Consider the following 16,232-nt stretch of genomic DNA (forward strand, 5'->3'; position numbering starts at 1 on the left):
TCGCACCGCGCGAACGCGGACGCCCGCTACGGGCGCAGCGCGGGGAACCGGTCGCGCAGCGCCGCGAGCAGACCCCCCTCGTCGACCGTGCCGGTGACGCGCGAGGCCGCCTGCTGCACCTCGGGAACCGCCTGCCCCATCGCGACGGAGTCGCCGAGCCTGCCGGCCCAGCGGAGCATGTCGAGATCGTTGCGGCCGTCGCCCGCCGCGAACACCCGGGAGGCGGGGATTCCGAGCTTCTCCGCCACGACCTCGAGCGCGCTCGCCTTGGTGACGCCGTCGGGCGCGATGTCGAGCCAGGAGGTGCTGCCCACGGCGTACGAGACGTGCGTGAGCCCGAGCGTCGAGACCGCGTCGAGGAACTCCTCCAGGCGGTGGTCGGGCGACACGACGACCACGCGCGACGCCTGCACGCCGAGCAGCTCTTCGAACGGCACCCGCCGCTGCTCGGACGGCAGCGTGCCGGTCGGGATCTCCTCGGTATAGAGGAAGCCCCCGCTCGCGAGCTCGACGGCGAACCTGGCCGTGGCGAGCCGGGTGCGGATGCGCAGCAGCGCGTCGCTCGGGTCGAAGGCCTCCACGAACTCGCGCCGGTAGGCCCGTGCCGCGAGCGGATCGCGGCGCAGCGTCACCGCGCCGTTCGCCGCGACGACCCATTCCGGGCGGATCCGGAGCTTCTCGACCACGGGCAGCGTCGCGTCGACCGAGCGACCCGTGGCGATGACCACTTCGTGCCCCGTCTCGTGCAGCTCGCGGATCGCGTCGCCGAGCTCGGGATCGATGTGCCCGGAAACGGGGTCGTCCCCCGCGCCGAGGTGCCCGTTGTCGAGCACCGTCCCGTCGAGGTCGAGGGCGATGATGTGGCGTTCGTCGCCCGCGACGCGGGCGCCCGCTCGGGCCGGCACGGCCTCAGGCCCCGGCGATCGGAGTCAGGGTCTCGAGGCCGCCGAGGTACGGCCGCAGCGCCTCGGGCACCCGCACGCTGCCGTCGGCCTGCTGGTGGGTCTCGAGGATGGCCACGATCCAGCGCGTCGTCGCGAGCGTGCCGTTGAGCGTGGCCGCCGGCGCGGTCCTGCCGCTCTCCGTGCGGAAGCGCGTGGCGAGCCTGCGGGACTGATACGTGGTGCAGTTGCTCGTCGAGGTGAGCTCGCGGTACGCGTCCTGCGTGGGGACCCAGGCCTCGATGTCGTACTTGCGCGCCGCGCTCGAACCGAGGTCGCCCGCGGCGACGTCGATCACGCGGTAGTGCAGGCCGAGCGCCTGGAGCATCTCCTCCTGCCACGAGACGAGCCGCTCGTGCTCCGCCTCGGCCTCGGCGGGATCCGCGTAGACGAACATCTCGAGCTTGTTGAACTGGTGCACCCGCAGGATCCCTCGGGTGTCCTTGCCGTGCGAGCCGGCCTCGCGCCGGTAGCAGGTGGACCAGCCGGCGTAGCGCAGCGGTCCATCGGCGAGGTCGATGATCTCGTCGGCGTGGTAGCCCGCGAGCGCGACCTCGCTGGTCCCCGTGAGGAAGAGGTCGTCGGCCGGGAGGTGGTAGACCTCATCGGCGTGCTCGCCGAGGAACCCCGTGCCGCGCATCACCTCGGGCTTCACGAGCGTGGGGGTGATGAGCGGGGTGAAGCCGTGCTGCAGGGCGCGATCCAGCGCGAGGTTCATGAGGGCGAGCTCGAGCCGCGCGCCGATGCCGCGCAAGAAGTAGAAGCGGGCGCCCGACACCTTCGCGCCGCGCTCCATGTCGATCGCGCCGAGGAGCTCGCCGAGCTCCAGATGATCGCGCGCCGGGAAGTCGAACGCGGGCTTCTCGCCGACCTCGCGCAGCGTGACGAAGTTCTCCTCGCCGCCGGCGGGCACGCCGTCGACGACGACGTTCTCGATCCGCATGGCGACGGCGTCGAAGGCGGCTTCGGCCTCCTTGGCCCGCGCGTCCGCCGCCTTCACGGCGGCGGCGAGCTCCTGGGCCTGCGCGATCAGGGCCGGCTTCTCCTCCTTGGCCGCGGCCTTCACCCGCTTGCCGAAGGCGTTCTGCTCGGCACGGAGCGTCTCGTACTCCGCGAGGGCGCGGCGCCGGGACGCATCGGCGGCGAGCGCCTCGTCGACGACCTCCTCCGCGTTGCCACGGGCGCGCTGCGAGCGCTTGACGGTCTCGGGATCGTTGCGGAGGAGGACTGGATCGATCACGGCTCAAGCTTACCCGTGCGGCGCACCAGTACGCTGGACGCATGTCCCCGCTCCCCGCGCGCCAGCAGCCGAGCGCCGCGGTCGTCTACCAGCCGCTCAAGACGGACCTGCCGGCGCTGCGGAGCGCCGTGGCGACGCAGGAGCGCCAGGCCGGCTGGGCGGCGACGCGGTGGTACGAGACGGAGGCGGCGGACGCCGGCGTGGGGGCCGCCCGGCGGGCCGTCGCCGAGGGCGCGAGCGTCGTGCTCGCGAGCGGAGGCGACGGCACGATCCGCGCCGTGGCCGAGGCCCTTCGCGGCACCGGAGTGCCCATCGCCATCGTGCCGCAGGGCACGGGCAACCTGCTGGCCAGGAACCTCGGGATGCCCCTGAACCGCCTCGACGTCGCTGCGCGGGCCGCCTTCCACGGCCGGGGGCGCGCGATCGACCTCGGCCTCGCCAGGATCGTGCGGGAGGACGGCGAGGAGACCGAGCACGCCTTCCTCGTGCTCGCGGGCATGGGACTCGATGCGCGGGCCATCTCGGCGACGCGCTCCACGCTGAAGAAGCGGCTCGGCTGGCTCGCCTACGTCGACGCGGGGGTGCGCACCATCCTCAAGGACCGCCCGCTGCAGATCCACTACTCCGTCGACGGCTCCGCGGTGAAGCCGCTGTCCGTCTACACGGTGATGATCGGCAACTGCGGGCTCATGCCTGGCGGCGTCCTGCTCATCCCCGACGCCGAGCTCGACGACGGCCGTCTCGACATCGTCGCGCTGCGCCCGCTCGGCCCCTTCTCGTGGCTGCGCATCTGGAACAAGATCGGCTGGGAGAACGGCGTGCTCCGCAAGACCCGGGCCGGGCGGCGCATCATCGACCTCGTGCACGACACCCGCAGCGTCAACTACCTCAGGGCCGAGCGCTACGCGCTCGCCGTGGGTCGGCCGGAACCGGTGCAGCTCGACGGCGACGATTTCGGGCGCGCGCTCGCCGTGAGCGGCCGCGTCGATCCCGGCGCGCTCATCGTCCGCGTGCTGCCCGAGTGGGCGTCGGCGGCCTGACGCGGACCGCGCCCGCTCGGATCGTCGCGCGGCTACGCCGCGCCGTCGGCGGTGCCCTCGATCACGCCCCGCAACCAGTCGCGCGCGTCGCGGAAGGCGTCGTCGTCCTGCGCGTCCCTGATGGTCGCCGCGACGCGGTCCGCCCGCGGGTAGGATCCGAGGAAGACGACGCGGGGGCTGAAGCGCTTGACGCCGAGCAGGGCGTCGGCGACGCGCTCGTCCTTGACGTGCCCCTCGGCGTCGATGACGAAGCGGTACCGGCCCATGCGGTCGCCGATCGGACGCGATGCCAGGAGGGTGAGGTTCACGCCGCGGGTCGCGAACTGCTCGAGCAGTTCGAGCAGGGCGCCCGAGCGGTCCTCGGGGAGCTCGGCGATGAGCGAGGTCTTGTCGGCGCCGCTCGGCTCCCCCACCGGCACGGTGCGGCTCACGAGCACGAAGCGGGTGACGGCGTCGGGGTTCTCGGCGATGCCGCTCGCGAGCACCTCGACGTCGTAGTGCTCCTCGATGCCCGGGGGCGCGATGGCGGCGTCGAGGCCCTTCGCCTCGTCGAAGAGGTCGACCGCCGCGGCGACGTTGGAGGTGGCGACCAGATGCCGATGGCGGCTCGTGTGCGCGTCGAGCCAGGCCCGGCACTGCCCGTAGGCGACCGGGTGCCCCGCGACGACCCGCACGTCCTCGAGCCGGGTGCCCGGCCGCGCGACGAGCACGAAGTTCACGGGGACGAGGTACTCGCCGACGATGCGCAGCCCCGGCACCGTCGCGAGCGCGTCCTGCGCGACCGTCACGCCGCCGTCGATGGAGTTCTCGATCGCGATCATCGCCGCGTCGCTCGCACCGGTCACGACGTCGTTCAGCGCCTCGCCGAGGTTGTCGACCGGGCTCCATTCCTGCCCGGCGGCCTCGGGCACCTGCTTGAGGGCCGCCTCCGTGAAGGTCCCCGCCGGGCCGAGGTAGGAGTAGCGGCGGGGAACGGCGGGCGCTGCGGGCATAGCAGAAGCGTACACGCCGCCCGCGGCGCTACGCCCCGAGCACGCGCGCGACGAGCGCCCGGGCCGCCGCCTGCACCTCGGCCAGGTGCTCGGGGCCGCGGAAGGACTCGGCGTAGATCTTCATCACGTCCTCCGTGCCGGAGGGCCGCGCCGCGAACCAGGCGTGCTCGGTCTGCACCTTCAGCCCGCCGATGGCGGCGTCGTTGCCCGGCGCGCGGGTGAGGATCCCCGTCACGGGGTCGCCCGCGAGCTCGGTGTCGGCGACGTCCTCGGGCGCGAGCGCGGCGAGCCGCGCCTTCTGCTCCCGGTCGGCCGGCGCGTCGACGCGCGCGTAGGCGGGCTCCCCGAATCGGGCGACGAGCTCCCGGTACCGCTCCGACGGCGACTGCCCCGTGACGGCCTGGATCTCGGCGGCGAGGAGAGCGAGCAGGATGCCGTCCTTGTCGGTGCTCCACGCCGTCCCGTCGAAGCGCTGGAAGGAGGCGCCGGCGCTCTCCTCCCCGCCGAAGACGAGGCCGCCGTCGGCGAGGCCGGGGACAAACCACTTGAAGCCCACGGGCACCTCGAGCAGGCTGCGGCCGTGCGCCGCCACGACGCGATCGATGAGCGCCGAGGACACGAGCGTCTTGCCGATCCCGGCGGTCTCGGGCCAGTCCGGGCGGTGCGCGAGGAGGTAGTCGATCGCCACGGCGAGGAAGTGGTTCGGGTTCATGAGCCCGGCGTCCGCGGTGACGATGCCGTGGCGGTCCGCATCGGCGTCGTTGCCCGTGACGATCGGGTAGAGCCCGCGCGCGGCCTCGACGGTCGACATCACCGAGGCGGAGGAGGGATCCATGCGGATCCGGCCGTCCCAGTCCAGGTGCATGAATCCCCACCGGGGGTCGATGCCGGGGCCGAGCACGGTGAGATCGAGGCCGAAGCGATCCCGGATCGCGGACCAGTAGGCCGCACTCGCGCCGCCGAGCGGGTGGGCGGCGAAGCGCAGCCCGGATCGCCTGATGGCGGCGACGTCGATGACGTCGCCGAGGGACTCGACGTACTCGCCGAGGAAGTCGTAGCGACCGAGCGGATGCTCGTCGTCCCCGGACGCGGCGACGCGGGGGATGCCCGCGACCCCCCGCTCGAGGAGCTCGTTCGCGCGGGCCGCGATCCGGTCCGTCGTCTCCGTGCCCGCGGGGCCGCCGTGCGGCGGGTTGTACTTGAAGCCGCCGTCGCCCGGCGGGTTATGGCTCGGGGTGACGACGATCCCGTCGGCGCGCCCGGGGTCGTCCGCGGCGCGGCCGCGATTGTGGCCGAGGATCGCGTGGCTGAGTGCCGGGGTGGGCACGAAGGCCTCGTCGCCGGCGCCCGCCGCGGCGACGAGGTGCACGCCGGCCGCGAGCAGGACCTCCCTGGCCGTGCGCTCGGCGGGCGCGGAGAGCGGATGGGGGTCCGCGCCGATGAAGAGCGGCCCGCTGATGCCCTGCGCGGCCCGGTGCTCGGCGATCGCGGCGCTGATCGCGACGATGTGCGACTCGGTGAATGAGGCGTCCAGCGAGGATCCCCGGTGCCCCGAGGTGCCGAAGACGACCCGCTGCTCGGGGATCGCGGGGTCCGGAACGCGCTCCGCGTAGGCCGCGAGCAGCGCGTCCACGTCGATCAGGTCTTCCGCCCGGGCGGGGCGACCGGCTCTCTCATGCATGGTCCCATCCTCCCACGCCGTCGCCGGGGAGGCCCGGGATCCGGGTCCCCCGGCGACGGCTCCCGGGCGGCTACGCGCCGGGGATCGCGGCGATCGCCGTGAGCTCGACGAGCATCGTCGGGCGCGCGAGCTCCGCGACGCCCACGGCGCAGCGCACGGGCACGGTGCCGCCGAAGCGGCGGGCGTAGACCTCGTTGAACGGCCCCCGATTCACGGAGAGGTCGCGCAGGTAGATCGTGAGGTGCGCGATGTCGGCGAGCGTGGCGCCGACGCCCGCGAGGTCGCGCTCGAGCTCGTCGATGACGAGCTCGGACTGCGCCTCGATGCCCTCGGCGAGCACGCCGTCGCCGTCGACCGGGATCACCGTCGTGTAGGCGGTGCCGTCGATGACGGTGACGCTCGCCGAGAGCGCGCCGTCCGCGGGCTCGGGCACCCGGCGCACCTGCCGCGACGCGGCCTCCGGCGTCGTCTCCTGCGGCTCGATCCCGTGCTCCGTGCGGCTCATCGCGTCTCCTCCTGCTGCGTCGCGCCGGCCGGCGCGAATCCCTCGTCGTACATGCGCTTCCAGTTGCCGAAGAACACCTGCTCCGCCTCCGCGGCGGAGAGGAGGCCCCGCTCGACGAGGCGATCGCGCACCTCGCCGAACTTGTGGAAGTCGAAGTTGTCGATCCACGCCTCCGGCGGCGGCGCGATGTCGGGGCGGGAGGCCCCGTGCTGCACCTTCCGGCTCCAGCGTCCGTTGCGCATCCAGGCGATGTTGTCGGCCGGGGAGTTCGGATCGAGATCGGAGCCGTAGGCCACGTGGTCGATCCCGAGCAGCTCGACGTGCCGGGCGACGAGCTCGGCGGAGCCGTCGAGCGTCGCCGCGTAGTCGCCCGCGATGTTGTTGTACGTGCACACCCCGAGGACGCCGCCGTGCGCCACGAGCGCGTCGAGCACCTCCGTGCCCTTGTTGCGCGCGTGCTCGTAGATCGCGCGGGCGTTCGCGTGGTTGATCGCCACCGGACGCTCCGATGCCTCGATCGCCTCGAGGGAGGTGCGCTCGCCGACGTGCGAGAGGTCGACGATCATGCCGACGCGGTTCATCTCCTCGACGACCTCGCGGCCGAAGCGCGAGAGCCCCGTGTCCACCGGCTCGTAGCAGGAGGAGCCGATCGCGTTCTGGATGTTGTAGGTGAGCTGCACGATGCGCACGCCCATGTCCCAGAAGTGCTCGATGAAGCCGATGCGGTCGTTGAAGAGCGACGAGTTCTGCGTGCCGAGCACGATGGCGACGCGGTCCGTCGCGACGGCCGCGTCGATGTCGGCGCCGCTGCGCGCGATGAGCGCCACATCCGGGTGCTCGCGGACGAGGTCGTTCCACCCGGTGAGCACGTCCATGGTCTCGAGCGCGTCCTCCCAGAAGGAGGCGGTGATGGTGACGGCGCGGAGCCCGCCGTCGCGCATCCGTTCGATGAGCTCGCGGTCGTAGCGGCCGCACTGCAGGCCGTCGATCACCGGCGCGCCGCTCATGCGGGCACCGCCGAGCCGCCGCTCTCGCTGCGCAGGTGGACGTAGGTCTCCTCGCCGGCCTCGCCGAGGAGGTTGCCGTCCTCGTCGTACAGCTGGGACCCCGCATGCCGGCGCGAGAGCTCCGAATCCGGGGTGAGCGCCTCGTTCGACTCGTGGAAGAGCCGCCAGAACTGCTCGGCGTCCATCTCGTACCCCTCGAGGAGGATGCGCCGCATCGCGGGACCGGCCGCCGATTCCGCCGGGACCACCGGGGTCGCCGTCACGCGCTCGGCGGTCGCGGTGGCCGTGTCGTCGCCGTCGGCGTGGAGGCGGAAGGCGACGCCGCGCACGGCCGCGTACTCACCGAGCGCGGCGAGCATCGCGACGCCGGGGACGCCCTCGACCCGCACGGTCGCGGGGCCGGCGGCCGCGGCGAGCGCGAGCTCGTCGACGAAGGCCGGGGCGAGGATCGCGGCGGGGGTGCCCGCGCCGTCGAGGACGAGCCCGGTTTCGGAGGCGCGCACCGCGAAGCCCGTGCGCGCGTCGGCGTACGCCTCGCGGATCTCCTCCATCCGGGTGACCGCGTCGTAGCCCTCGGCCTGGGCCGCCATAATGGCGTCGCGGATCGCGTTCACCGCGTACCCGGGGCAGCGGCGGGCGTGCAGATAGCGGCCCACCATGTGGCGCATCTCGCGGGCCGAGGCCCGCATCGTCGTCGTCATCGTCCGGCTCCGATCATGGTCTGGGCCTCGGCGGCGCGGGGCATCTGGGGGTAGCGGGTCTCGATCTCGAGACCCTCGTTGAGGTCGGCGGCCGTCGGCGCGCCGAGGTAGATGAGGCCGAGGACGTTGCGGTCGTCGCCCTCGTCGACGGTGCGCAGCAGGCCGTGCACCGCGGAGTTCATGAAGCGCACGATGGAGACCGGGACGAAGTCGTCGGCGAGCATGTTCATGTGCGGCGAGTGGTAGCGGTAGCCGCGGAGGGACTGGATCCGCTCGATCGCGGCGCGCAATTCGGGATGCTCGCGCAGCAGCTCGCCGACGGTGGTCGCCGGCTCCTCGCGCCGCTCGCGCAGCGCCGCGTCGACGCGCTGCACATCGCCCGGCAGATCGAGCGCCCAGTTCCGGCCGCCGTCGACCTCGGAGGCGGGGCCGCGGCGGGGCTCCTCGGCGTCGGCCGACTTGTACCAGACGTACTCGCGCGCCCCGGGACGCTCCATGTCGGTCTCGAGCGCCCAACGGTAGTCGCGGTCGAGGATGCCGCGCAGCTCGGCGAGCGGCATGGTCGGCTCGCAGACGAACTGCTCGGCGCGGATCCCGCCCTCGATCGCCGCGGAGACGCGCTCGTAGGGCAGCAGCTCGAGGAGATTCGCGGCCGCGAGCTCCCACGCCTCGTCGCAGATGGCGCCATCGAACTCGGTGAGGAGCTCGGCGCCGCTCGTCGTGCCCGCGGCGAGCAGCTCGCGCAGCCGCGCGACCACGCGGTCGAGGTCGCGGGCGACGTCGGCGGGGTCCTCGAAGCGCGCGTAGACGTAGGGATCGACCCGGGCGAAGTCCGCGGCGCGCTCGAGGAGCGTCAGGTACGCCTCGGCATCGCCGGCGCCGGCCGCGAGCGGCAGGAGCGTGGCCTCGGCCAGCAGCGTCTGGCGCTGCTCGAGCCACGTTCCGATGAGCATCGGGTGCGTGTTCACGAAGAAGAGGAGTCCGAGCGCCGAGCCGTTGCCGATGCCGATCATGCGGCGCAGCTCCCGGTCGAGCGGCACGGCGTCGGCGCTGCGGTGGCGCGCCATGGTCTCGACGAGATCGGCGGCGAACTCGCGCATGATGTACGCCGAGAGCAGCTGCGCGTGGAGGGGAAGCCGGAGCGGATGCTCGGCGTCGAGGGTGAGGAAGGAGCGGGTGAGGAAGGTGCCGTTGCCGTCGAGCCCGGTGTTGCGCATGAGGTAGCCGACCTCCCAGAGCGCGCGGGTGTCGGGCTGGCGGCCCTCGGCGAGCGCCTCCGCGGCGTGGTCGAACGCGCGGAAGCTGCGGTTCGAGCGCGCCCAGGTGAGCGTGCCGGGCACCGCGCGTCCGGCGTAGAGCTTCGGCAGCTCCGCGCGCGTCTGCGCCCGGTCCTCCGGGGTCGTCGGGCCCTCGATGAGCGCGCCCATCATGTCCCAGTTCACACCCGTGATCCGGCCGGTGCGGCCCTCCATGCTCGGTTCGAAGCTGAAGACCACGAAGTCGAACACCCTGCCGCCGCCCGCGTCGACGCGGTAGAGCGCCTCGCCCTCGGCGCGCTCGTCGATGTCGAGCGCCACCCGCTCGAAGGTCCACCGCTCCCGCTGCATCTTCTCGAGCAGGCTGCGGCCCGCCGAGATCCGACTCGCGGGCAGCGACTGCAGCCGGTTCGGCTGCAGCAGCGCGTCGGGGTCGAGGATCCGACGAGGAACGTCGACGGACGGGGGCGTGATGGACATCAGCACTCCTTCGTGATCTGGGTGGGTGACGGGCCGCCGGCGCTCCGGCCGCCCGGGTCTCTGGGGCTCAGCTGAGCAGCAGGCCGGCGCTCTGCTCCGTGAGGTCCTCGATCGCGCGCGCGCCGGCCTCGAGCGTCGACAGCACGTGATCGGGCTTCGCCCGCCCCTGCGGCCAGTGGGCCGAGAGGGCGAAGCGTACGCGGCCGGGGGTGCGGCCGACGGGGACGGCGACGACCTCGATGGGGTCGAACTCGTCGTCGATGAGCATGGCGTAGCCCTCGTCGCGCACCTTGGCGCACGCCGTCTCGCTCGGCAGTTCGATGCCGGCGGCGCGCATGCGGCGGCGCTCCGGCGCATCGAGGTAGCCTGCGAGCACGGAGCCGAGAGCGCTGCCCTCGAGGCTGAAGCGCTGGCCGTGGGCGAGCGAGACGTGGACGTTGCGCTGCGGCAGGCCGCGGCCGACGATGAGCACGGCGTCGCCGTCGATGGTGCCGAGGGAGGTCCCCTCGCCGAGCTCGTCGGCGATGCGGGTGAGCACCGCGGTGATCCGCTGGTCGACGCTCGCGTGGCGCAGCGCGGCCTGGCCGAGGCGGACCGGTGAGAAGGTGAGCGTGTAGGCGCCCTGGGCGTCGGTGGCCAGCCAGCCGGCTGCGACGAGCGTCACCAGCTGCCGGTGCACCATCGAGCGCGAGCCGCCGACGCGGCGCGCGATCTCGGAGACGCCGAACGGCCCGCTCGTCTTCGCGATCTCCTCGAGCAGCCGCAGCATCTTGAGGCTCGAGGTGAGCGGCGCGGTGCCGCCGGTCGAAGCGCTCTCGGTCATGTTCTCTCCCATGCATGTCACCTATTCAATGACAAGGTTCCGCATTGTGTGACACGAAACTAGCCATCGATTTCAGATTCGTCAACTCCGGATTTCACCGACGCGCCTGCCCGCTCATCCGAGAGAGCTTCGATAACGAATCGAGCTTCGCGACTTGACGAACGGCGCAGCACCGGTAATATCGCTCTCACTGCTTCTCAAATACGATGCAGTTGTCACGATATAGTTGACACTAGTTCCGACAGTGAGGTCACGCAAGCCCTCCCCCGGTCCTGTGGCAGCTCGAGACATCGACTCTTCGAAAGGATCTGCGACATGGCACCGAAGACGCTTCGGCGAGCCACGGGAATCTCCTCCGCACTCCTGGTCGGCGCACTCGCGCTCACCGGCTGCGCGGGAGGCGGGGGCAGCGAGGCCCCGGCCGAGAGCACCGGGACGCTCGTGATCGACCAGGCATTCACCGCGCAATCGATCGACCCGGCGACGATCTTCCAGGTCACCGACGCCATCACCGCGACCGGGGTCTACCAGACGCTGTTCACCTACATCGGCGACGATCCCGAGCCGCAGCCGCTCCTCGCCGAGTCCATCGAGGCGAACGACGACTCCACCCAGTTCACCGTCGTGCTCCGCGAGGACGCGACGTTCGCGAACGGCAACCCCGTCACGGCCGACGACGTCGTCTTCTCGCTGAACCGGCTGAAGCACCTCCAGTCGAGCCCCGCGTACCGGATGGACGGCGTCACCGTCGCGGCCGCCGATGAGCGCACCGTGACGTTCACGACCGAGTCGCCGATGCCGTACTTCGCCCACACGCTCACCGCCACGCCCCTCTCGATCGTCGACGACGAGACCGTGCGCGCCGCGGGCGGCACCGACGCCGAGGACGCGATCGACGCGGACACCGCGGGGACCTTCTTCACCGAGCCGGCGAACGGCGCGGGCAGCGGCCCCTACGTGCTCGAGGCCTACGACACGAACTCGCAGATCGTGCTCGTGAAGAACGAGGACTACTGGGGCGAGGCCCCCGCGTACGACCGGATCGTGATCCGCAACGTGAACAACGCCCAGCAGCAGAAGGCGAACATCGAGGGCGGCGAGAGCCAGATCGCGCTCGACATCCCCGGTCGCATCGCCGAGGGCATGGCCTCCGACGCGCTGCAGGTCCAGTCGACCTCCTCCCCCGAGGTGCTCTACCTGGCGCTCTCGCAGGCCGACGGCGCCCCGACCTCCGACCCCGACATCCTCGAGGCCGTCAAGCTCGGCCTCGACTACGAGGCGCTGCGCACGATCGTCGGCGCGGGGGCCGTGCCGGCCACGGGCATCATCCCGACGAAGCTCATCGGCGCCCTGCCCGAGGACGAGGCGCCGAAGTCGGACCCCGAAGCCGCCAAGAAGCTGCTCGAGGACGCGGGCAAGGCCGGCACCGAGGTCACCTTCGACTTCGCGAACGACTACACGCGACTCGCGGGCATCGACTACAACACGCTCGCGCAGGGCATCCAGTCCCAGCTCGAGGCGATCGGGCTGAAGGTCGCCCTGAACCCCACCCCGACGTCGACCTCGCTGCAGAACTACGTGGACGGCAGCACCCAGATGGCCATGTGGTCCTGGCCGCCGGACACCGCAGCGCCGACCGACGTGCTCGTGTTCTCCGCCGGTGACCTGCTCGGCGAGCGCGTCCACTGGAGCGCCGAGGCGGCCCCCGAGATCGCGGCCCTCGCCGAGACCGCCCGCACGACCGGCGGCGACGCCGGGGCCGAGGCCTTCACCGAGTGGAACCGCCTCATGAACGAGCAGTCCCCGTTCGTCCCGCTGCTCGAGCCGTCCTTCTACCTGGTCGCCTCCTCCGGCGTCGAGCAGATCAGCCACGATCCGCTCGCGACGATCAACCTCTCGCAGATCCGCTGACGCGTCCGGACGCACCATCGTGACACAGACACTCGCTGAATCCGGGGCGGACGCACGTCCGTCCGCCCCGGAGAAGGGCGGCGGCAGCGGCTACCTCCGCTTCGTCCTCCGCCGTCTGGGCACCTCGCTCATCACCCTCTTCGGCATCACCGTCGTCTCCTTCGGGCTCGGCGTGCTGGTGCCGCTGCGCCCCGAGACCGCGAACCTCAGCCAGCAGGCGCTCGCGAACCCGGAGGCGGTCGCCGCCTTCCGCGAGAAGTTCGGCCTCGACCAGCCCATCTGGGAGCAGTACCTCCGCTATCTGGGCGGCCTCTTCCAGGGCGACCTCGGCATCTCGCAGCAGACCGGCCAGCCCATCGCGGCCGACCTCGCGAAGTACGCCCCCGCGACCCTCGAGCTCGTCATCACGGCGACCCTGCTCACCGTGATCCTCGGCGTGCTCTTCGGCACGATCGCGGCGTACATGCGGAACCGCTGGCCCGACCACCTCGCGCGCATCGTCTCGCTGATCGGCGTCAGCCTGCCGACCTACTGGATCGCCCTCGTCGGCTCCACGATCTTCTTCCGGCAGCTGGACTGGCTGCCGGGCAGCGGCCGGCTCTCGGCCACGATCACGCCGCCGCCGACCGTCACCGGCTTCATGACCGTCGACAGCCTGCTCGCGGGGAACGGCGCCGCCTTCGGCTCCGCCCTCAGCCACCTGGTGCTGCCGGCCGCCGTGCTCGCGCTGTCGAACCTCGGCATGGTGCTCCGCTTCACGCGCAGCGCCGTCATCGACGGACTGAACACCGACGCGGTGAAGGCCGCGCACGCCAAGGGCCTCCCCGGCTCGCGCGTGCTGATCCGCTACGCGGTGCGCAGCGCCTCGAGCCCCATCATCACCGTGACGGCGCTCTCCTTCGGCTTCCTGCTCGCCGCGACCGTGTACGTCGAGCAGATCTTCTCCTGGGGCGGCATCGGGCAGTACGCCTACCGTTCGGCGACGAACCTCGACGTCACGGCGATCACCGGCATCTCCGTCGTGATCGCGGTCATCTTCCTCGCCGTGAACTTCATCGCCGACCTCCTCTCCTCTGCATTCGACCCGAGGATCCGACTCCAATGAGCCGCACAGACGTACTCTCGCTCGTCGACCCGCCCCGGAGGACGCAGCGCCTCCGCATCCCCCGCTGGGCGCGCACCCCCATGGTCCTCGCCTCCTACGCGGTGCTGCTCGCGTGGCTGCTGGTCATCCTGATCCCGGCCCTCACCCCGTACGACCCGCTCGCGACCGTGGGGCCGGCGCTCGCGCCGCCCGACGCGGCGCATCTGCTCGGCACGGACGCGCTCGGCAGGGACAACCTCAGCCGCACCCTTGCCGCCGCGCGCACCTCCGTGCCCAACGGCCTGCTCATCGTGCTGGCGGCCGCGGTCGTCGGCACGGCGATCGGGCTCATCGCCGGCTTCTTCGGCGGCTGGATCGACGAGGTGCTCATGCGCGTCGCCGACCTCGTCTTCGCCTTCCCCGGCATCATCCTCGCCATGGCGATCGCCGCCGCGCTCGGCCCGAGCGTGCAGAACGCGGTCATCGCCGCGGCCATCAGCTGGTGGCCGTCCTACGCGCGCGCCGTCCGATCCATCGTGCTCGCGCTCCGCGAGTCCGAGTTCGTGCTCTCCAACCGGCTCTCGGGCGTCGGCCCGTTCCGCTCCATCGTCGTCGACCTGCTGCCTGCGGTGAGCGGCTCGGTGCTCGTGCTCGCGATGCTCGACGTGGGATCGGCGATCCTGCTCCTCGCCGGCCTGTCGTTCCTCGGCCTCGGCGCCGTGCCGCCCGCCCCCGAGTGGGGCTCGATGATCTCGGGCGCCGTACAGTACTTCGACCAGTGGTGGCTCGCCGTCGCCCCCGGCATCGCGATCGTCTCGGTCGTGCTCGCCTTCAACATCATCGGCGACGCGATCCGCGACAATCTCGAACCGAAGCTCAAGGAGAGCGGGGGCGCATCATGACGCTGCTGAACGTGGACCGCCTGACCATCTCGCGGGCGAGCGGCGCCGGGGAGCCGCTGGTGCGCGAGGCCTCCTTCACCGTCGAGCGCGGCGAGGTCGTGGGCGTCGTCGGAGAGAGCGGATCGGGCAAGACCCTCACGGGCCTCAGCCTGCTCGGCCTCCTGCCGCACGGCCTGCGCGCCTCGGGCTCGATCGTCTTCGACGGCCGCGAGCTCCTCGCCCAGACCGAGAAGCAGTGGCAGCGCACTCGCGGCGCCGACATCGCGATGGTCCTCCAGGATCCCTCGTCGAGCCTGCATCCCATGCTCAAGCTCGGCGAGCAGCTCACCGATCACGTGCGCCTGCATCTCGGGCTCGGCAGGGCGGCGGCGCAGGCCAAGGCCCGCGAGCTCCTGGAGCGCGTCCACCTGCGCGAGCCCGACCGGCTGCTCGGGCAGTACCCGCATCAGCTCTCGGGCGGCATGAAGCAGCGCGTGTCAATCGCCATCGCGCTGGCCTGCGACCCGAAGCTGCTCATCGCCGACGAGCCGACCACCGCGCTCGACGCGAACATCCGCACCGGCATCATCGCGCTGCTGGACGAGCTCCGCCGCGAGAGCGGCATGGGGATCATCTTCGTGACGCACGACCTGGCGATGCTGAGCTCCATCGCGGACCGTCTGAACGTCTTCCGCACCGGCGAGATCGTCGAGGCCGGCGAGGCGGAGTCGGTGTTCCGCTCCCCGCAGCATCCGTACACGCGGGTGCTGCTCGACGCGGTGCCGCAGGTGCCGTGGCCGCTCCCGAAGGAGGTCCAGTCATGAGCGAGGCACCGCTGATCGCCGTCCAGGACGCGCACGTCAGCTACCGCATCAAGGGCAAGGGGAAGTTCCTCGCGGTGCGCGGCGTCGATCTCGAGGTCCGCCCGGGCGAGATCGTCGGCATCGTCGGCGAGAGCGGCTGCGGCAAGTCCTCCCTCGCGCGCGCCCTCGTGGGCATCAACCGCCTGAGCGGCGGGTCGATCGAGTTCCTCGGCGAGCCCGTCACCCCGCTGCCGATCCGGCGCCGCCCCGCGCACCTCATCCCCCTGCAGATGGTCTTCCAGGACCCGTACGCGTCGCTCAACCCGCGGCGCCGGGTCGCCAAGCAGCTGGCCGAGGTGTGGGACGCCGCGCACCGCGGCGCCCGCTCGGCGACCGCGCGCGAGGCGGCCGTGATCGAGGTGCTCGAGCGCGTGGGCCTCGATCCCGAGCTTCGCGAGCGCTACCCCCACGCCCTCTCCGGCGGCCAGCGGCAGCGCATCGCGATCGCCAAGGCGCTCATCGCGAACCCGCGCGTCATCGTCGCGGACGAGCCGATCTCCGCGCTCGACGCCTCCTCGCAGAAGTACGTCGGCCAGCTGCTGCGCACCCTCGTCGACGAGCTGCAGATCGGCATGGTGCTCATCTCGCACGACCTCGCGGTCGTGGCGACGATCGCCGACCGCACCGCGGTCATGCGCTCGGGCCGCTTCGTCGAGCAGGGGCCGACCGAGCGGGTGTGGACCCGCCCGAGCGATCCCTACACGCTCGAGCTGCTGAGCGCCGTGCCCGACCTGGTCGGCCGCGAGGCCTGAGCCGCCGTCTCCGGGCCCGCCGCCGCGCGGGCTCGGAGACGGCGCACCGCCGAAACCGGCGGTTCATCCGGCGCG

At 72.2% G+C, this 16,232-nt stretch carries 15 protein-coding genes; 6 read left to right on the forward strand and 9 right to left on the reverse strand.

All coding sequences use genetic code 11. The features are described from left to right. Positions 1-26 precede the first annotated feature (26 nt). A complete protein-coding gene (locus tag MUN78_RS13570; RefSeq protein WP_244727100.1) occupies positions 27-905 on the reverse strand; it encodes an HAD family hydrolase in 879 nt (292 codons plus the stop codon). A gap of 4 nt (positions 906-909) precedes the next feature. Then, complete coding sequence (serS, locus tag MUN78_RS13575) at positions 910-2,181, reverse strand: serine--tRNA ligase (RefSeq protein ID WP_244727102.1); 1,272 nt, start codon at positions 2,179-2,181, stop codon at positions 910-912. A 41-nt stretch (positions 2,182-2,222) separates the two neighbouring features. Here serS and MUN78_RS13580 point away from each other — a divergent pair, with 41 nt between their 5' ends. Beyond that, the gene (locus MUN78_RS13580) at positions 2,223-3,221 is read left to right on the forward strand and encodes a diacylglycerol/lipid kinase family protein (RefSeq protein ID WP_244727104.1); all 999 of its coding nucleotides are present in this window, start codon (positions 2,223-2,225) and stop codon (positions 3,219-3,221) included. Between the two features lie 32 nt (positions 3,222-3,253). On the opposite strand, the gene pheA is transcribed toward MUN78_RS13580, so the two are convergent. The 7 genes from pheA to MUN78_RS13615 all read right to left on the reverse strand — a co-directional run bounded on the left by pheA (position 3,254) and on the right by MUN78_RS13615 (position 10,666). After that, positions 3,254-4,213: a prephenate dehydratase gene (gene pheA, locus MUN78_RS13585; protein WP_244727106.1), complete on the reverse strand. Its 960-nt coding sequence runs from the start codon at positions 4,211-4,213 to the stop codon at positions 3,254-3,256. A gap of 28 nt (positions 4,214-4,241) precedes the next feature. Then, positions 4,242-5,894 (reverse strand): phosphoglucomutase, encoded by a 1,653-nt coding sequence (locus MUN78_RS13590; protein ID WP_244727108.1) that lies wholly within the window; start codon positions 5,892-5,894, stop codon positions 4,242-4,244. 70 nt (positions 5,895-5,964) lie between these two features. Beyond that, complete coding sequence (locus tag MUN78_RS13595) at positions 5,965-6,399, reverse strand: RidA family protein (RefSeq protein ID WP_244727109.1); 435 nt, start codon at positions 6,397-6,399, stop codon at positions 5,965-5,967. Then, positions 6,396-7,406: a dipeptidase gene (locus tag MUN78_RS13600; protein ID WP_244727111.1), complete on the reverse strand. Its 1,011-nt coding sequence runs from the start codon at positions 7,404-7,406 to the stop codon at positions 6,396-6,398. Before MUN78_RS13600 ends, MUN78_RS13595 begins: the two co-directional genes overlap by 4 nt. Beyond that, positions 7,403-8,107, reverse strand: a complete 705-nt coding sequence (locus MUN78_RS13605) for a hypothetical protein (protein ID WP_244727113.1) — start codon at positions 8,105-8,107, stop codon at positions 7,403-7,405. Before MUN78_RS13605 ends, MUN78_RS13600 begins: the two co-directional genes overlap by 4 nt. Continuing rightward, the gene (locus MUN78_RS13610; RefSeq protein ID WP_244727115.1) at positions 8,104-9,843 is read right to left on the reverse strand and encodes a hypothetical protein; all 1,740 of its coding nucleotides are present in this window, start codon (positions 9,841-9,843) and stop codon (positions 8,104-8,106) included. The genes MUN78_RS13605 and MUN78_RS13610 overlap by 4 nt, the downstream gene beginning before the upstream one ends. Before the next feature lie 67 nt (positions 9,844-9,910). Beyond that, entirely contained in the window at positions 9,911-10,666 is a 756-nt protein-coding gene (locus tag MUN78_RS13615) for an IclR family transcriptional regulator (protein WP_244727116.1), read from the reverse strand. A gap of 315 nt (positions 10,667-10,981) precedes the next feature. Between MUN78_RS13615 and MUN78_RS13620 the strand changes: the two genes are divergently transcribed. The 5 genes from MUN78_RS13620 to MUN78_RS13640 are packed head-to-tail and all read left to right on the forward strand — an operon-like array spanning position 10,982 to position 16,157. Further along, on the forward strand, positions 10,982-12,577 hold the full coding sequence (locus MUN78_RS13620) for an ABC transporter substrate-binding protein (protein ID WP_244727118.1): 1,596 nt from the start codon (positions 10,982-10,984) through the stop codon (positions 12,575-12,577). 19 nt (positions 12,578-12,596) lie between these two features. Then, a complete protein-coding gene (locus tag MUN78_RS13625) occupies positions 12,597-13,682 on the forward strand; it encodes an ABC transporter permease (protein WP_244690711.1) in 1,086 nt (361 codons plus the stop codon). Then, a complete protein-coding gene (locus MUN78_RS13630; RefSeq protein ID WP_244690713.1) occupies positions 13,679-14,563 on the forward strand; it encodes an ABC transporter permease in 885 nt (294 codons plus the stop codon). Before MUN78_RS13625 ends, MUN78_RS13630 begins: the two co-directional genes overlap by 4 nt. Continuing rightward, positions 14,560-15,366, forward strand: a complete 807-nt coding sequence (locus MUN78_RS13635) for an ABC transporter ATP-binding protein (RefSeq protein WP_244690714.1) — start codon at positions 14,560-14,562, stop codon at positions 15,364-15,366. The genes MUN78_RS13630 and MUN78_RS13635 overlap by 4 nt, the downstream gene beginning before the upstream one ends. Then, a complete protein-coding gene (locus tag MUN78_RS13640; protein WP_244727120.1) occupies positions 15,363-16,157 on the forward strand; it encodes an ABC transporter ATP-binding protein in 795 nt (264 codons plus the stop codon). Before MUN78_RS13635 ends, MUN78_RS13640 begins: the two co-directional genes overlap by 4 nt. The last annotated feature ends 75 nt before the right edge of the window (positions 16,158-16,232 follow it).

The organism is Leucobacter allii, from assembly GCF_022919155.1.
In the GTDB taxonomy this organism is placed as follows: Bacteria; Actinomycetota; Actinomycetes; order Actinomycetales; family Microbacteriaceae; genus Leucobacter; species Leucobacter allii.